Genomic DNA, 14,708 nt, shown 5'->3' on the forward strand with positions numbered 1-14,708 from the left:
ATTCAATCCGAAAGCAGCGCGGAATGAAACGCATCTTCCCCACGAAGCAGGGTCAGTGTCCAGCCTGCGCCAAGTCCCGCCAGTGGCGCGGCCACCAGATCGGCCCCGCGCCAGGCCGCCGGGCTGGCCGCCAGGCTGCGCGCCGGAAGCCCGCCCGGAAGGCGCGGGGGGCACAGGCGCAGGCCGTCGCTGCCCAGGGCGCGGATCTCGCAGCCCTGCGCCGCCGGGCCGTCCAGGCACCAGCGGCCATCCCAGGGGGTGCCCGGGCGGGCGCGGCACTTGGCCACGGCGGCGGCCTCGCGGGTGATGCGGATGCGGGCGGGGCCGCCCGCAAGGGTGCAGCCGTGCAGCGTCATGCCCTGCCCCGCGCGCGCCGCCTCAAGCGCCTGCGACAGCGGGCGGCGACGCGGGGCGTATTCCGCCCCCGCCAGCCAGACCAACGCGCCCGACAGGATGCGACGGGCGATCTCGGGTGGCAGGGCGGCAAAACCTGCCCGTTCGATCAGCAGATCGCCACGGTCCGCTGTCACCAGGCGGCGCGCCTCAAGGGCAGCGTAATGGCCAAGCGCCTGTCGGGCGGCGGCCAGGTTCTGCGCCGCCTCGCCGATGGCGCGTGCCGAAACACCCGCCGGCGCCAGGGCCGAAAGCGCATCGCGCGCCCGCACCCTTGCATAGCCGCGATCCTCGTTCGAGGGATCCTCGGCCCAGACCAGATCGCGCGCCCCAAGCCAGTGGCGCAGCTCGGCCCGGCCGATCTCAAGCATGGGGCGCAGATAGGTGATGCCATCGCGCGCGACATGGCCCGACATCGCCGAAAGCCCGTCGATCCCGGCGGCGCGGGCCAGCCGCATCAGGAAGGTTTCCGCCAGATCGTCGGCGGTATGGCCAAGCGCGATCTGCGAAAGGCCCTGCCCCCGCGCCCAGTCCGCCATCAGCGCGTAGCGCGCGCGCCGGGCCTGATCCTGAAGATTGCCCTGCCCGTCCCAGTCCTGCCAGGTCAGGATGGCATGGGGCAGCCCCAGCTGCGCGCAGCTTCGTCCCACCGCCTCGGCCTCTGCGCGCGCCTCGGGGCGCAGGCCATGATCCACGGTGACCGCCTGCAGCGCCAGCCCCAGATCGGGGGCAAGCCCGGCCAGAAGATGCAGAAGGGCGAGGGAATCTCCCCCGCCCGAAACCGCCACGCCCAGGCGGCGGACCTGTCCGTTCCCGGCCCCCAGCCGCGCCGCGATGCGCGCCTGCGGGGTGCCGGCCATGATCCTGCTCACTGGCAGCTCATCGTCTTCATTTCCTTCGAGGCCTGAATCGCCGCATCGGATTCCGGGAAGCGGCGGCCAACCTCGTTCAGGGTGGTGCAGGCTTCCTGCTTCTGGCCAAGCTGGTTCAGCAGCCGGCCCAGACGATAAAGCGCAACCGGCGCGGTCTTGGCCTTGGGCGCCGCCGAGAAACTGTCGAGATAGGCGCGCGCGGCAGTCTTGATGTCGCCCTGCTGTTCCAGGGCGCGGCCCTTGCCCAGATCGGCGGCAGGCGCCAGCGGGCTGCCGGGATAGTTGGCCTTGAAGCTGTCGAAGGCGGTCACGGCGCCGGCATAGTCCTTGCCGTCCAGCTTCTTCTGGGCGGCTTCGAAATCGCCCTGCTCGCTGACCGCAAGCTGGGGATCGTTGGCATCTGCGGGGGGCGCGGTGACGGCATCGGCCGTCTTGTCGGCCTGCGCATCGTTGCCGCCCGGGTCCTTCTCGCCCAGGGTGGTGGTGTTGCCCAGCTTGGAGACATCGCCGCCCTCAAGCTCCACCAGGCGGAACTCCAGGTCGCCGATGCGCTGCGTGCCGTCCTTCACCACCTCGCCGATGTGGTGGTTCATCTCTTCGGTCTGGTCGGTCAGCCGGCGCACTTCCTGCTCCAGCGCGTCGATCCGGTCCAGCTGGGAGCCGTTGGTATTGAGGTCACCGGAGGCGCCGGTGGTCGACATCTCGCGCTTGAGCTTCTGGATCTCGACATAGACGACGGTCAGCTGCTGGCGGATGTCGGCCAGCGTCTCCTTGTCGGGGGCGCTCTGGGCCTGGGCGGCGGGAACCGCGACGGGCACCAGCGGCAGGGCGGTGGCCAGCATCAGCGCCAGGGCGACACGGCGGGGGGCGGCGGTCAGGGAAACGCGCATCGGCTTTCTCCTTGGGTGGGGCGCCACGGGGGCGCCCCGGTCAGGTCAGGGGGTGACGGGCTTACATGCCCGGGGCGCGCAGCACGGTCACCGCACGGCGGTTCTGTGCGTAGCAGCTTTCATCCGAGCACAGCGCGATCGGACGTTCCTTGCCGTAGCTGATGGTCTGCAGACGGTTCGGACGCACGCCACCGGCGACCAGGTAATCCTTGACGGCCGCGGCACGGCGGGCGCCGAGCGCAAGGTTGTATTCCCGGGTGCCCTGTTCGTCGGCATGGCCTTCGATGGTGGCGTTGAAGTCGGGGTTGGCGTTCAGCCAGCGGATCTGGCCATCCAGGATCTGGCGCGCTTCGGGGTTCAGCGACGACTGGTCGACGATGAAATGCACCCGGTCGCCGACCGTCTGCTGGAAGTAGGCCGGAGAGGTCGGGTCGTTCAGCCCGCCCGAGGTGATGCCATTGGCGCCATAGCCGTTCGCGCCATAGGCGCCGTTCGCCCCGTTGGCGCCATAGCCGCCGCCAAGTTTGCCAAAGCGGTCGCCGTTGGTGCAGGCCGCGAGGCCGAGCACGGCGAAGACAAGCGCCGCCTTTGCCAGATAGGTCATGTTCAGTGCCCCTTTTGATCTCGAAAATCTACAGTTTTGCCCGGCCTGCGGCAAGCGTGCCTCCCGGGCGTGGCCCGGCCCCCTGCATGGGGACCGGGCGCACGGTCATTTCTGCAGCGGGCCCCAGCTGGGGTCCGAGGCGCCCGTGGGCGTCGGCACGCGCTGAAGGTTGCGGCCCGTCACGTCCACCGAGTAGAGCGAGGCGGTGCCCGACGCGCCCGGCGTCTCGCGAGAGAACATCACGACGCGGCCGTTCGGCGACCAGGTCGGGCTTTCATCCAGGAACGAGGCCGTCAGCAGCCGCTCGCCCGAACCGTCGGTGCGCATCACGCCGATGTGGAAACGGCCCTTGGTCTGCTTGGTGAAGGCGATCATGTCGCCGCGCGGCGACCAGACCGGGGTGGAATAGCGCCCCTCCCCGAAGGAGATCCGCTGCGGCTCTCCGCCCGAAACCGGCATGATGTAAAGCTGCTGGGTGCCCGAGCGGTCGCTTTCGAAGACGATCTTCGATCCGTCCGGAGAGAAGCTGGGCCCGGTCTCGATCGAGGAGGCCGAGGTCAGCCGCTGCGAGGTGCCCGAGCCGAGGTTCATCAGGTAGATGTCGGTGTTGCCGCCCTGGGTCAGCGAATAGAGGATCGAGTTGCCATCAGGCGAGAAGCGCGGCGAAAACGCCATGTCGCCGGCGCCCGTGCTGATCTCGCGCAGGCTGACCGAGCCGACGTCCAGCATGTAGATGCGCGGGCTTCCGGTAGCATAGCTGGTGAACAGCACCCGGTTCCCCGAGGGCGAGAAACGCGGCGCCAGCACCAGGCTGGAGCTGTCGGTCAGGTACTGGGTGTTGGCCCCGTCGTAATCCATGATCGCCAGGCGCTTCAGGCGCTTGTCCTTCGGCCCCGTCTCGGAGACGAAGACGACGCGGCTGTCGAAATAGGGTTTCTCGCCGGTGATGCGGGCATAGACCTGATCGGCGACCTTGTGGGCCATGCGGCGCCAGCCGTCGGTGGTGCCGTTGAACTGCATCCCCTGCCCCAGCTCCTGGCCAGCGAAGACGTCATGCAGGCGGAACTTCACGTTCAGCTGGTTGCCCTGCACCGTCACCGCGCCGGTGATCAGCGCGGCGGCATTGATCGCCTTCCAGTCGGCATATTGCACCGGGCTGGTGAACGAGGTGATCTTGGCGATCTGCGCGCTCTGCGGGATCTCGCGGAACAGGCCCGTGCCCACCAGGTCCGACACCACCACCCGGGTCAGCTTGTTCGCCATGTCGGCGGACTGGCCGTTCTCGGCGACGAAGGTGGGGGCGGCGAAGGGCATCGGTTCGACCACGCCCTCGGTGATGGTCAGCTTCAGCGGCCCGGACTGCGCCAGGGCCGGTCCGGGACCCGCGAACAGGGTGCCAAGCGCGGCCAGCGCGCCGGCAAGAAGGGTGAGCCTTTGGACATGTCTCATCATAGGTTCCGCATCTTCTCCGGATTGAAGGTCATTTCGACGTCGCGCCACTGGTCGTACTTTTCAGCGGGCATGCTGTAGCCGCCCTGCTGGCAGCGCAGGATGGCCCGGCGGGCGGCTTCGAAGGCGGTGCTCTGGGAGGCCTTGTCGCCCCCCGTCGCGGATTTCAGTTTCACCGAGCTGCCGATCACCTTGCCGCTCTGGTCCATCGAGAAGCCGACGACCACGGTCACCTGCGCGGCAGCCGAGCCGGGATCGACGACCCAGCACTGCGCCACCGCAAGACGCAGCGCGTCCTGTTCGCCGGCGGTCAGCGGCGCGCCGCGCGGCGCGGCCTTCTGGGCCGGGGCGGCGGGCGCAGAGCCGGCGCCGCTCAGGGCCTCGGCCAGAGCCTGGTCGATCAGCGCCTTGTCGCTCTTGGAATCGCTCTTGGAGCTGTCAGGCTTCGGTTTCGGCGCCGGTTTCGGCGTCTCTTTCTCGGCCGTCTTGGTGTCGGGTTTCGGCTCGGGCTTGGGCTCGGGTTTCGGCGGCGCCTTGGGCTTTTCGGCGACTTTCGGCGCCTCGGGCTTGGGCTTGGGCTCGGGTTTCGGCTCCGGCTTGGGGGCGGGCTTGGGCTCCGGCTTCGGCTCCGGCTTGGCCTCGGGCTTGGGCGGCTCGGGCGGCTTGGGGGCCGCCTCGGGGGCCGGCGGGGCCTCGGCCAGCTGCTGCGGGCGCGGCTGCGGGCGCACCGCCTGGCTGGGCGCCAGGGGCTTGGGTTTCTCGGCCTCGGTCACGATCTGGGTCGTGCTGTCCTCGGGCGCGGTTTCCTTCTGCTCTTCCAGCGGCACCTCGGCGGGTTTCGGGCTGGGCGCGACCTGGGGCCGCTTGCTGACGTCCACGGGCACGTCCTTGTCGGGACGCTCCACCGGCTCGGGGGCGATGCGGGGCGCCTGTTTCGGCACCGCGTCGGGCTTCGGCGTGACCGGAGTTTCCGGCAGCAGCGCGGCGACGTCGTTCTGTTCCTCCGGCTGGGAGGCCTCGGGCGGGGCCGGCGCCTTGCTGGCCACCTCGGCAGGCGGGCGCACCGGCTGGGCCGGCGGCGTCGGGGCGCTGTCGGCGGTCTCGGGGGCCGGTTCGGGGCGCGAGGGCACCGACGGCGGCCGGCTGGACGACGTGGGCGCGCTCTGCGGCGCCTCGGGGGCGGCTTCGGCGGGCGCGGGCGGGCTGTCGGGGGTGTCCACCTCGGTGGTCACGCCCGGCGGCTGGGCCTGGGCCTGCAGCTGCTCGAACTGTTCCTCGGTCACCACGGAGACCGGCGTCACCTCGACCTCGGGCGGATCGGGTTCCAGCAGGTTGCCGAACAGCAGCCAGGCGATCAGTGCCACATGGCCCGCGCCGGATATGACATGGCCCTTGTTCATGACGGACCTATTTCGTCCCGCCCGCAGCATCGCGGCCCTTGCCGCCGCTGTCGGTCACAAGACTGATGTTGCTGAACCCGCCCGCGCTCATCATGCCCATGACCTTGACCACGGTATCGTAGGGCACGGTGCCGTCGGCGCGCAGATAGACACGGTCCGACTTCCGTTCGGAGGCGATGGCGCGCAGCTTGTCCAGCAGCTCGTCCTCGGCCACCACGGTGTCCTGGATCGAGATCTGCCCCTTGGCGTCCACGGTGACGGCCAGCGGTTCCTCCTGCTCGGAGGGCAGCGCGCTGGCCTGGGTCTTGGGCAGCTCCACGGGAATGCCCACCACCATCATCGGCGAGGCCACCATGAAGATGATCAGCAGCACCAGCATCACGTCCACGAAGGGCGTGACGTTGATTTCGGCCATGGGGCGGGCGCGCCCGCCCCGGCGGCGGTTGCGACGTCCGCCGCCACTGCCCTTCTGGATCACACCCGCGCCCATCTCAGCTCTCCAGCTGCCGGCTCAGGATGGTCGAGAATTCGTCCGCGAAGGCTTCGTAGCCGCTGACGATCTGTTCGCTGTCCGAGGAAAGCTTGTTGTAGAAAATCACCGCCGGAATGGCCGCGACCAGGCCCAGCGCGGTGGCAAACAGCGCCTCCGCGATGCCCGGCGCCACGACGGCCAGGTTGGTGTTCTGCTGCTGGGCGATGCCGATGAAGGAATGCATGATCCCCCAGACCGTGCCGAACAGGCCCACGAAGGGCGCGGTCGAACCGACGGTGGCCAGCACCTGAAGCCCCGATTGCAGCGAATCCGATCCCTTGGCGATGGCCACGTCCATCGCCCGGTCGATACGCGCCTGCGCCCCCGGGATCAGCGCCCCGTCGGTGCGGTGCGAGCGACGCCATTCCGTCATGCCCGCCGAGAAGACGCGGCTGGCACGGCCACGGGGTTCCGGGCCGACCTCTTCGTAAAGTTCATCCAGCGGATCGCCCGACCAGAAGGCGCGATCGAACTGCGCGGCCTCGCGGCGCGCCGATTTGAAGGCGATGTGCTTCTGGATGATGATCGACCAGCTCCAGAAGGAAGCCAGCACGAGGATGATGATCACCAGCTTCACGGTAAGGGATGCATGGGCGAACAGCCCGAGCATGGAGAAATCGATCCCCTGCGCCGCTGCGAGCGTTTCTGATTCCATAGGTCTGCTCTCTATGCCTGTCTTGTGACGAGGACCGTCTCTTTGGCGGCCTGCTTGGCTTTTAAAATAGCGCATATCAAGGGCCGTGACCAATGATACGGCGTGAAACCGCGCAGGCTGACGGGTTAGTGAAGCTGCAGGCGCAGTTTGTGCGGAAGCCGCACCGGATGGCCCGTGTCCGAGAGCGTCACCAGCACCACGCGGGCGGTGAACAGCACCTCCGCGCCGCGCCGGACCTCCTGTTTCAGGGTCAGCCGGGCGCCGGTCACGGCTTCGGTCCGGGTCTCGACCGTCAGCTCGTCATCGAAGCGGCCGGGGGTCAGGAAGTCGATCTCCATCTGCCGCACCGCGAAGGCCAGCCCCTCGTCACGCTTCATCGCGACCTGGTCGATGCCGAGGGATTTCACCCATTCAGAACGCGCGCGCTCGATGAATTTAAGGTAGTTGGCGTGGTAGACGATGCCGGCAAGATCCGTGTCCTCGTAGTAGACGCGGCAGGTGAAGATGTGGGCCATCGGGGTCTCCGTTCTGTCCGGGGCGCACAGAGATGAACACCCCGCCCCGCCGGGCGCAAGGTGTCGGCCCGCCCCGGCCCGCGATATTGCCCGCCGGGCACGCATTTCGGCCCCGCGCCTCCCGTGCGATCACGGGGCTGACACGGACTGAAACAGCGCCCACACGCGGCGGTTGCAATTCAGTTGAAATACTGTCCGGCCCGCGCCATCAGCCGCAGCGACAGGGTCTCCTCTTCGGAGAAATCGGGCAGAACCGGGTCGTAGGCCGCACTTAGCAGCGCCGAGATGTCGGGCCGCAGCACGGTTTCGCCGCCCTCTCCCACCCGCGCCATGGGCGAACGCTCGCGGAAGGCGCGCGGCGACCACAGCAGCATGGTCTTCACCATCTGCTCGATGCCAAGGTCCGTCGCCGGCATCGTCGCCAGCGGCCCGCGCATCCGCAGGAAGATGAAGGCGGCCCGGATCGAGTTGTCGCGCTCGAAGCGGAAGAAACGGTACTGGTCGGCCTGCGCGGCCTGCAGGCGGGGCAGCAGCTCGGGCAGCTCGGGGACCAGCTGGTCCATGTTCTCGACCTCGGAAAGCTCCTTCCAGTCGTTCAGGAAGAAGATCATCAGGTTCGCGCCCAGCTCCGGATCCATGTCCGACAGCTTGTGCCCGGCGGTCAGCACCACGGATTCGATGGCGCCCTTCAGCGGCGGCAGGGAGTCTTCGGAGACGCCGAAGATCACCGGCACGATGGGCCGGGACCAGCGCGCGAAGCGGAACCGCCCTTCCTCGTCGGTGAAAAGGCGGGTGATTTCGGCCATATCGGGCGCATGGCTGGTCATGGCTGGCCCCTCCTGCGGGCGGACGGTTGCGATCAGGACCCGTCCTTTTTCAACTCTGGGCCCGGATGGCAAGCCCCGGATGCCCGCCCGGCGGGCGCGGCGGTCACTCGCCGAAGAGGTCCGGCATCTCTCCGGGGCCCCGGCGCGGCGGATTGAGGCCAAGGTGATCCCAGGCCCGCTGGGTCAGCATCCGGCCCCGCGGCGTGCGCTGGATCAGGGTCTGTTGCAGCAGGTAGGGCTCGATCACCTCTTCCAGCGCGTCGCGGCTTTCCGAAAGCGCGGCGGCCATGGTCTCGATCCCCACGGGGCCGCCGCCATAGCCTTCACCGATCAGCTGCATGTAGCGGCGGTCGGCGGAATCAAGGCCGATGGAATCGACGCCCAGTCGGGTCAGCGCATTGTCGGCCAGTTCCCGGGTGATCCGCCCGTCGCCCTCGACCACGGCGAAATCGACGACCCGGCGCAGCAGCCGCCCGGCGATCCGGGGCGTGCCCCGGGCGCGGCGGGCGATCTCCATCGCGCCCTCGGGATCGGCGGGCGCGCCCATCAGGCGGGCGTTGCGGGTGACGATCTCGTTCAGCTCCTCGACGGTGTAGAACTGCAACCGGGTGGGGATGCCGAAGCGATCCCGCAGCGGCGTCGTCAGCAGGCCAAGCCGCGTGGTGGCGCCGACCAGGGTGAAGGGCTGAAGCTCGATCCGCACGGTGCGCGCGGCGGGGCCTTCGCCGATCACCAGATCCAGCTCGAAATCCTCCATCGCCGGATAAAGCACTTCTTCCACGGCCGGGTTCAGGCGGTGGATCTCGTCGATGAAAAGGACATCGCGGGCCTCAAGATTGGTCAGGATCGCGGCCAGATCCCCGGCCTTGGCCAGCACCGGCCCGGAGGTCATGCGGAAGTTCACCCCCAGCTCGCGCGCCATGATCTGCGCCAGCGTGGTCTTGCCGAGGCCCGGCGGGCCGTGGAACAGCGTGTGGTCCATCGCCTCTCCCCGCTGGCGGGCGGACTGGATGAAGACCTTGAGGTTGGCGCGCGCCTCGGCCTGGCCGATGAAGGCGTCTAGGACCTGCGGACGCAGGGCGCGGGTATCCTCGGCCACGTCCTCGGGAAGGGGATCGGGGCGAAGCGTCGGATCGGGGCTGGTCATGGGGGGCTCCTTGGCGGGCCGGAAGTCTCAGGTAAGGATGCGCGGCCTAGTCCTTGGGGGCAAGCCTGCGCAGGGCGGCGCGGATCAGCGCCGAGGTATTGGCATCGGGCGTTTCGTCCAGCGCCTGGGCGACGGCCTGCATCGCCTCCGAGGGCTGGTAGCCGAGGTTGGTCAGCGCCGAAAGCGCATCGGCGCGCGCCGCCGCATCGATCTTGGGCCCGGGATCGGCCTTGGCACGGCTGTTGCGCACCGGGGCGGGCGCGGGGGTGGCCTCTTCGATCAGCGCATCCGGATCGGGGCGCGCGGCGGGCTGGGCGCCCATGGCCATGACAGTGGGGGCCTTGTCCTTCAGTTCGTTCACCACGCGCTGCGCGGTCTTCGGGCCGACGCCCTTCGCGGCCTTCACCGCGTTCCAGTCGCCAAGCGCGATGGCGCGCCCCACCCCGTCGGGGCCAAGCGCCGAAAGGATCGCCAGGGCGGCCTTCGCGCCGACCCCCTGCACGCTCAGCAGCAGGCGGTACCACTCTTTCTCTTCCAGGGTGGTGAAGCCGAAAAGCTGCAACAGGTCCTCGCGCACCAGCATGTCGGTATAAAGCGCCACCGCCTCTCCGGGGCCGGGCAGCACCGCCAGGGTCCGGTCGGAACAGTAGACCAGGTAGCCGACGCCCCGCACATCCACCAGGACGTGATCCAGAGCCTTGTAGTCGACCCGTCCGGAAATCTTGCCGATCATGCGCTTCTCCGCATCGCGCGGGCCAGGCCCGAGCTTCTGTAATGGGCGTGGCACAGCGCCACCGCCAGGGCATCCGCCGCATCCGGCCCCGCCAGCTGCACGCCGGGCAGTTGCAGCTTCACCATGTGCTGGACCTGATGCTTTTCCGCATGGCCGACGCCGACGACGGTCTTCTTGATCTTGTTGGGGGCATATTCGCCGACCTCAAGGCCGAACTGCGCCGGCACCAGCATGGCGATGCCGCGGGCCTGGCCCAGCTTCAGCGTGCCGGCGCCGTCGCGGTTGACGAAGACATGTTCGACAGCGGCCTCGTCGGGCGCATGGCTGCGCACCACCGACGTCAGCCCCTCGTGCAGGGCCAGCAGCCGCTGGGCCAGCCCGGTCCCCTCGCCATGGATGATGCCGTTTGCGACATGGGCGATCTTGTTGCCCTCGACGCGAATCACGCCCCATCCGAGGTTCTGAAGCCCCGGGTCGATCCCCAGAATTAGCATTTTCCGCCCCTCGCACCTCTGTTTCGCCCCTTTTCGACCGGGGCTTTCCCCATGGCTAGCACGAAAGGGGAACATGCGCAAAGGGCGCCGCGCGGCAGATCCTGCCGCCGAATGACGTTTTCGCGGCAGAAAAGCGACGTCCGGCCTGTCGAAATCGACACCTTCCAAGAGAAAAATTCACCTGCTCTTCATTTTTTGACCAAAGCCGCAGAGCCATGCAATCGCCGCATACATTCCATGCTGAAATGGTGATTGTTTGGGCGGTTTGAAAACTCTACCTGCGCTTCAGAACAACGGGCCTGTCCCGCTACGCCAATAAGGATAGAGATCATGAACAGCTACGACGCACGTCACAACTCCGCCCCCCACATGCCCGCCTTCGCATGGGCCATCACCCACCTGCTGACCGCCATCACCGACTGGAACGACGCCCGCGCAACGCGCCGCGCCCTGTCGCGTCTGGATGACCGCGAGCTGGCCGACATCGGCCTGAACCGCGGTGACATCGAGGCCGTGGCCCGCCGCTAAGACTTTCGCCCGCGGCCAACCGCGGCTTCTGGCGAAGCGAGACAGGCGTCCCCGTTCGGGGGCGCCTTTTTCGTTTCCGGGGTCCCTGCCCCGCGCCCCCGGTCAGGACATGAAAAAGCCGAGGTGCGGCGGCACCCCGGCTTTCTGCTTTTCGCGCGTTTGCCGTTCCGGCGGATCAGGCGGGCTTTTGCAACGTCAGCGTGGTCCATTCGCGGATCTGCTCCGCGTAATGCAGGGTCAGGCCCTGGGCCTCGTAGGCCTTGCGGACATCGTCGGCCTGCTCGTTCAGCAGACCCGACAGGATGGTGTAGCCGCCGGGCGCCAGGTGGGCGGCCACGTCGGGCGCCAGTGCGATCAGCGGCCCCATCAGGATGTTGGCGAAGATCAGCCCGTAGGGCGCGCCCGCGTTCAGGGCCGGGTGGTCAAAGCCGGTGGCCTCAAGGCAGGTGACGCGGCCCGCCATGTCGTTGGCGGCCAGGTTGGCAATGGCGACGTCCACCGCGACCGGATCGATGTCCGAAGCGATCGGCGTGCCCGGCCAGATCCGCGCGGCAGCCATCGCCAGAACGGCGGTGCCGCAGCCGATATCGGCGGTGCGGTCGGTGCTGAAGCCCTCGTTGTCCAGACGGTCCAGCGCCTTGAGGCAGCCCGAGGTGGTGCCGTGGTGGCCGGTGCCGAAGGCCATGGCGGCCTCGATCAGCAGCGGCACGACGCCTTCGGAGGGCACCTTGTCGGCATCATGGGAGCCATATAGGAAGAAGCGACCGGCCTCGACGGGGGCCAGTTCGCGCTTCACATGGGCAACCCAGTCGGTCTCGGGCAGCTCGGAGACGGCGAAGGGCTTGGCCTTGTGGATCTTGGCCAGCAGTTCGAGACCCGCGATATCGGGCTTCTCCTCGAAATAGCCGCCGACCTCGTACAGGCCGGAGCCATCTTCCATCTCGAACACGCCGACGCCGGTGGGCTCGGGCAGCAGCTCTTCCATGGCGGCGCCAAGCGCCTCTGCGTCGGACTTGGTGGAAAGAGTGGTCAGGGCGGTCCAGGTGGCCATGGTGTCCTCGCGTTTCAGGTTGCAGCGGGGCGTAAGGCCTTCCCCCCGCCCCGTCAAGCGCAGCCCCTGTTTGCCGGTGTTTGCCGGGGGCAGCGGCGGCTCAGCTCTCCGTGTCGGAGATCTCGTAATCGCGGGTGATATCCGCCGTTACCTCGGCCCAGCGCGAGGCGCCGGTGCGCGCCTGATGGGCGTCGAAGGCGGCGCGGTCGGTGAACTTCTCTTCGACCCGCCAGACCAGAGGATCGACCGTCGGCGTCACCTCGAAGGACAGGCAGCCGGGTTCGGCGCGGGTCAGGGCGGTATGTTCGGGCAGGTGGCGGTTCAGCCGGCCCACCGCCTCGGGGGTGGGGCAGATCAGGCGTCCGGACAGGCGGATCATGAGGGCGCTCCTAGAAGAAGGTCTGGGGGTCGATGTCGATGGACAGGCGCAGGCCCCGGGGCAGGTTCACCCCGGCAACCCAGTCAGCCACCGCCCTTTGCAACATGACGCCCTTGGGCGCCTTGACCAGCATCCGCACCCGGTGCCAGCCGCGAATGCGCGCGATCGGCGCCTGGGCGGGCCCGTAGACCATGGCCCCGGCGGCCCGCAGCGGCCCGTCGGCACGCGCCAGCGCATTGCCCGCCGCCATGGCATCGCCCTCCCGCTCGGAGGACAGGATGATCCCTGCCATGCGTCCGAAGGGCGGCATCCCGGCCTGTTCGCGCGCCGCCGCCTCGGCATTCCAGAACTCTTCCTCATCGCCCGACAGGATGGCGCGGATCACCGGGTGCTCGGGCTGGTAGGTCTGCATCAGGGCCTCGCCGGGCTTGTCGGCGCGCCCTGCCCGCCCCGCCACCTGCCGCATCAGCTGAAAGGTCTTTTCCGCCGCGCGCATGTCGGACCCGTGCAGCCCGAGGTCGGAGTCGATCACCCCCACCAGCGTCAGTAGCGGAAAGTTGTGCCCCTTGGCGACCAGCTGGGTACCGATGATAATGTCGGCGCCCCCCGTCGCAATCGTCTCGACCGCCTGTTTCAGCGCCCGGGCAGAGCTGAAAAGATCCGAGGACAGCGTGGCGATGCGGGCCTCGGGGAAGACCGCCTGCGCCTCTTCCGTCAGACGTTCCACCCCCGGACCGATGGCGGCCAGCTGGCCCTCGGCGCCGCAATGGGGGCAGACCTCGGGCACGGGTTCCTCGTGGCCGCACTGGTGGCAGACCAGGCGCTTCATGAAGCGGTGCTCGACCAGGCGGGCATCGCAATGTTCGCATTCCAGCTGCTTGCCGCAGGCCCGGCACAGGGTCACCGGGGCATAGCCGCGCCGGTTCAGGAACAGCAGTGCCTGTTCGCCCGCCTCGACCCGGGCCCGCACCGCCGATTGCAGCGTCGGAGAGATCCAGGTGCCCGAGGCCAGATCCTCGCCGCGCATGTCGATCGCGCGCATCTCGGGCAGGACGGCGGTGCCGAAGCGCTCCACCAGATCAAGGCGCTTGTACTTGCCGGCCTGGGCATTCACCCAGCTCTCAAGGCTGGGCGTGGCCGAGGCCAGCACCACCTGCGCCCCGGCGACAGAGGCGCGCAGCACCGTCATGTCGCGGGCGTTGTAAAGGACGCCATCCTCCTGCTTGTAGGAGCTGTCGTGTTCCTCATCCACGACGATCAGGCCCAGGTCGCGGAACGGCAGGAACAGCGCCGAGCGCGCGCCGACCACCAGTTGCGCCTCGCCCGTGGCGATCATCTTCCAGGTGCGGCGCCGTTCGGTCATCGTCACGCCCGAGTGCCATTCGGCAGGCCGGGCGCCAAAGCGCTTCTGCACCCGGGTCAGGAATTCCGCCGACAGCGCGATCTCGGGCAGCAGCACCATGGCCTGACGACCCTGGCGCAGGCATTCCGCCACCGCCTCCAGATAGACCTCGGTCTTGCCCGATCCGGTGATGCCGCGCAGCAGCGTGGTGCCGTAGCCATGCGACCGGATGCCTTCGCGCAGGCTTGCGGCAGCGGCGATCTGCCCCCCCGCCAGCGGCTTGCCGGGCAGGTCCGGGTCCAGATGCGGGAAAGGCAGATCGCGCGGCGTGTTCTCTTCCAGCACGACGTTCTGCGCCACCAGCCCCTTGATCACCGAAGACGACACCCCGGCGGCCTCGGAGAGCTCCTTCAGGGTGAAGGCCAGGCCGCCGTATTCCTCAAGCACCGCGATGACGCGGGTGCGCGCATCGGTCATGCGGTCGGGCTCGGCCTCGCCCAGGCGGTAGATCTTGCGCATCGACGGCGGATCCGAGAGCCCGGGCACCCGCGTCGCCAGCCGCAGCATCGCATGCATCGGGGTCAGCGTGTAATCGCCGGCCTTCTTCAGGAAGATGCGCATCTCCTCGCGCATGGGGGGCACGTCGAAGGCCTTGACGATACTGCGCGCCTTCTTCAGGTCGAAGCCGCCGATCCCGGGGCCCCAGACCACGCCCAGCACCTGCCTCGGGCCCAGGGGCACCTGCACGTAGGCGCCCAGGTAACAACCGCCCTCGGGCGCGCGGTAGTCCAGCGTCGTGTCGATCGGCTGGGCGGTCTGCACCGCCACAAGGGTGCCTTCGGGATAGTATTCGGGCAGGTCGGCCAAATGCGACTCCACGTCGGAACGGGGTTTCGG

General features: G+C 68.6%; 16 protein-coding genes. 1 reads left to right on the forward strand and 15 read right to left on the reverse strand.

Annotated features, from left to right (window positions below; translation table 11 throughout):
• Positions 1-2 precede the first annotated feature (2 nt).
• The 12 genes from tilS to ruvC all read right to left on the reverse strand — a co-directional run bounded on the left by tilS (position 3) and on the right by ruvC (position 10,511).
• Complete coding sequence (gene tilS, locus KM176_RS02395) at positions 3-1,265, reverse strand: tRNA lysidine(34) synthetase TilS (RefSeq protein ID WP_311136136.1); 1,263 nt, start codon at positions 1,263-1,265, stop codon at positions 3-5.
• A complete protein-coding gene (gene ybgF / locus KM176_RS02400) occupies positions 1,262-2,155 on the reverse strand; it encodes a tol-pal system protein YbgF (RefSeq protein ID WP_160892320.1) in 894 nt (297 codons plus the stop codon). Before ybgF ends, tilS begins: the two co-directional genes overlap by 4 nt.
• 61 nt (positions 2,156-2,216) lie before the next feature.
• A complete protein-coding gene (pal, locus tag KM176_RS02405) occupies positions 2,217-2,759 on the reverse strand; it encodes a peptidoglycan-associated lipoprotein Pal (RefSeq protein WP_160892322.1) in 543 nt (180 codons plus the stop codon).
• Between the two features lie 105 nt (positions 2,760-2,864).
• The gene (gene tolB, locus KM176_RS02410) at positions 2,865-4,211 is read right to left on the reverse strand and encodes a Tol-Pal system beta propeller repeat protein TolB (protein ID WP_375372114.1); all 1,347 of its coding nucleotides are present in this window, start codon (positions 4,209-4,211) and stop codon (positions 2,865-2,867) included.
• Positions 4,208-5,608, reverse strand: a complete 1,401-nt coding sequence (locus tag KM176_RS02415; RefSeq protein WP_160892324.1) for a hypothetical protein — start codon at positions 5,606-5,608, stop codon at positions 4,208-4,210. The genes tolB and KM176_RS02415 overlap by 4 nt, the downstream gene beginning before the upstream one ends.
• A 7-nt stretch (positions 5,609-5,615) precedes the next feature.
• On the reverse strand, positions 5,616-6,098 hold the full coding sequence (gene tolR, locus KM176_RS02420) for a protein TolR (protein ID WP_160892326.1): 483 nt from the start codon (positions 6,096-6,098) through the stop codon (positions 5,616-5,618).
• Position 6,099: 1 nt separating this feature from the next.
• Positions 6,100-6,795, reverse strand: a complete 696-nt coding sequence (tolQ, locus tag KM176_RS02425; RefSeq protein ID WP_160892328.1) for a protein TolQ — start codon at positions 6,793-6,795, stop codon at positions 6,100-6,102.
• Between the two features lie 125 nt (positions 6,796-6,920).
• Positions 6,921-7,310 carry a tol-pal system-associated acyl-CoA thioesterase gene (gene ybgC / locus KM176_RS02430; RefSeq protein WP_160892330.1) on the reverse strand — a complete coding sequence of 130 codons (390 nt, stop codon included), beginning with the start codon at positions 7,308-7,310 and terminating at the stop codon, positions 6,921-6,923.
• 179 nt (positions 7,311-7,489) lie between these two features.
• Positions 7,490-8,137, reverse strand: a complete 648-nt coding sequence (locus KM176_RS02435) for a hypothetical protein (RefSeq protein ID WP_160892332.1) — start codon at positions 8,135-8,137, stop codon at positions 7,490-7,492.
• A gap of 103 nt (positions 8,138-8,240) precedes the next feature.
• Positions 8,241-9,284 (reverse strand): Holliday junction branch migration DNA helicase RuvB, encoded by a 1,044-nt coding sequence (gene ruvB / locus KM176_RS02440; RefSeq protein WP_160892334.1) that lies wholly within the window; start codon positions 9,282-9,284, stop codon positions 8,241-8,243.
• Between the two features lie 46 nt (positions 9,285-9,330).
• The gene (gene ruvA, locus KM176_RS02445; RefSeq protein ID WP_160892336.1) at positions 9,331-10,017 is read right to left on the reverse strand and encodes a Holliday junction branch migration protein RuvA; all 687 of its coding nucleotides are present in this window, start codon (positions 10,015-10,017) and stop codon (positions 9,331-9,333) included.
• Positions 10,014-10,511 (reverse strand): crossover junction endodeoxyribonuclease RuvC, encoded by a 498-nt coding sequence (ruvC, locus tag KM176_RS02450; protein WP_160892338.1) that lies wholly within the window; start codon positions 10,509-10,511, stop codon positions 10,014-10,016. Before ruvC ends, ruvA begins: the two co-directional genes overlap by 4 nt.
• Positions 10,512-10,841: 330 nt before the next feature.
• Between ruvC and KM176_RS02455 the strand changes: the two genes are divergently transcribed.
• Positions 10,842-11,039: a DUF1127 domain-containing protein gene (locus KM176_RS02455; protein WP_160892340.1), complete on the forward strand. Its 198-nt coding sequence runs from the start codon at positions 10,842-10,844 to the stop codon at positions 11,037-11,039.
• A gap of 175 nt (positions 11,040-11,214) precedes the next feature.
• Here KM176_RS02455 and KM176_RS02460 read toward each other — a convergent pair whose 3' ends face one another.
• The 3 genes from KM176_RS02460 to KM176_RS02470 form a co-directional block, all read right to left on the reverse strand.
• On the reverse strand, positions 11,215-12,090 hold the full coding sequence (locus KM176_RS02460) for a 50S ribosomal protein L11 methyltransferase (RefSeq protein WP_160892342.1): 876 nt from the start codon (positions 12,088-12,090) through the stop codon (positions 11,215-11,217).
• Positions 12,091-12,190: 100 nt separating this feature from the next.
• Entirely contained in the window at positions 12,191-12,469 is a 279-nt protein-coding gene (locus KM176_RS02465) for a putative quinol monooxygenase (protein WP_160892344.1), read from the reverse strand.
• A gap of 10 nt (positions 12,470-12,479) precedes the next feature.
• The gene (locus KM176_RS02470; RefSeq protein WP_202397716.1) at positions 12,480-14,678 is read right to left on the reverse strand and encodes a primosomal protein N'; all 2,199 of its coding nucleotides are present in this window, start codon (positions 14,676-14,678) and stop codon (positions 12,480-12,482) included.
• Positions 14,679-14,708 lie beyond the last annotated feature (30 nt).

The sequence above is a fragment of the Pseudooceanicola endophyticus genome (genome assembly GCF_018760365.1).
Classification (GTDB): Bacteria; Pseudomonadota; Alphaproteobacteria; order Rhodobacterales; family Rhodobacteraceae; genus Pseudooceanicola; species Pseudooceanicola endophyticus.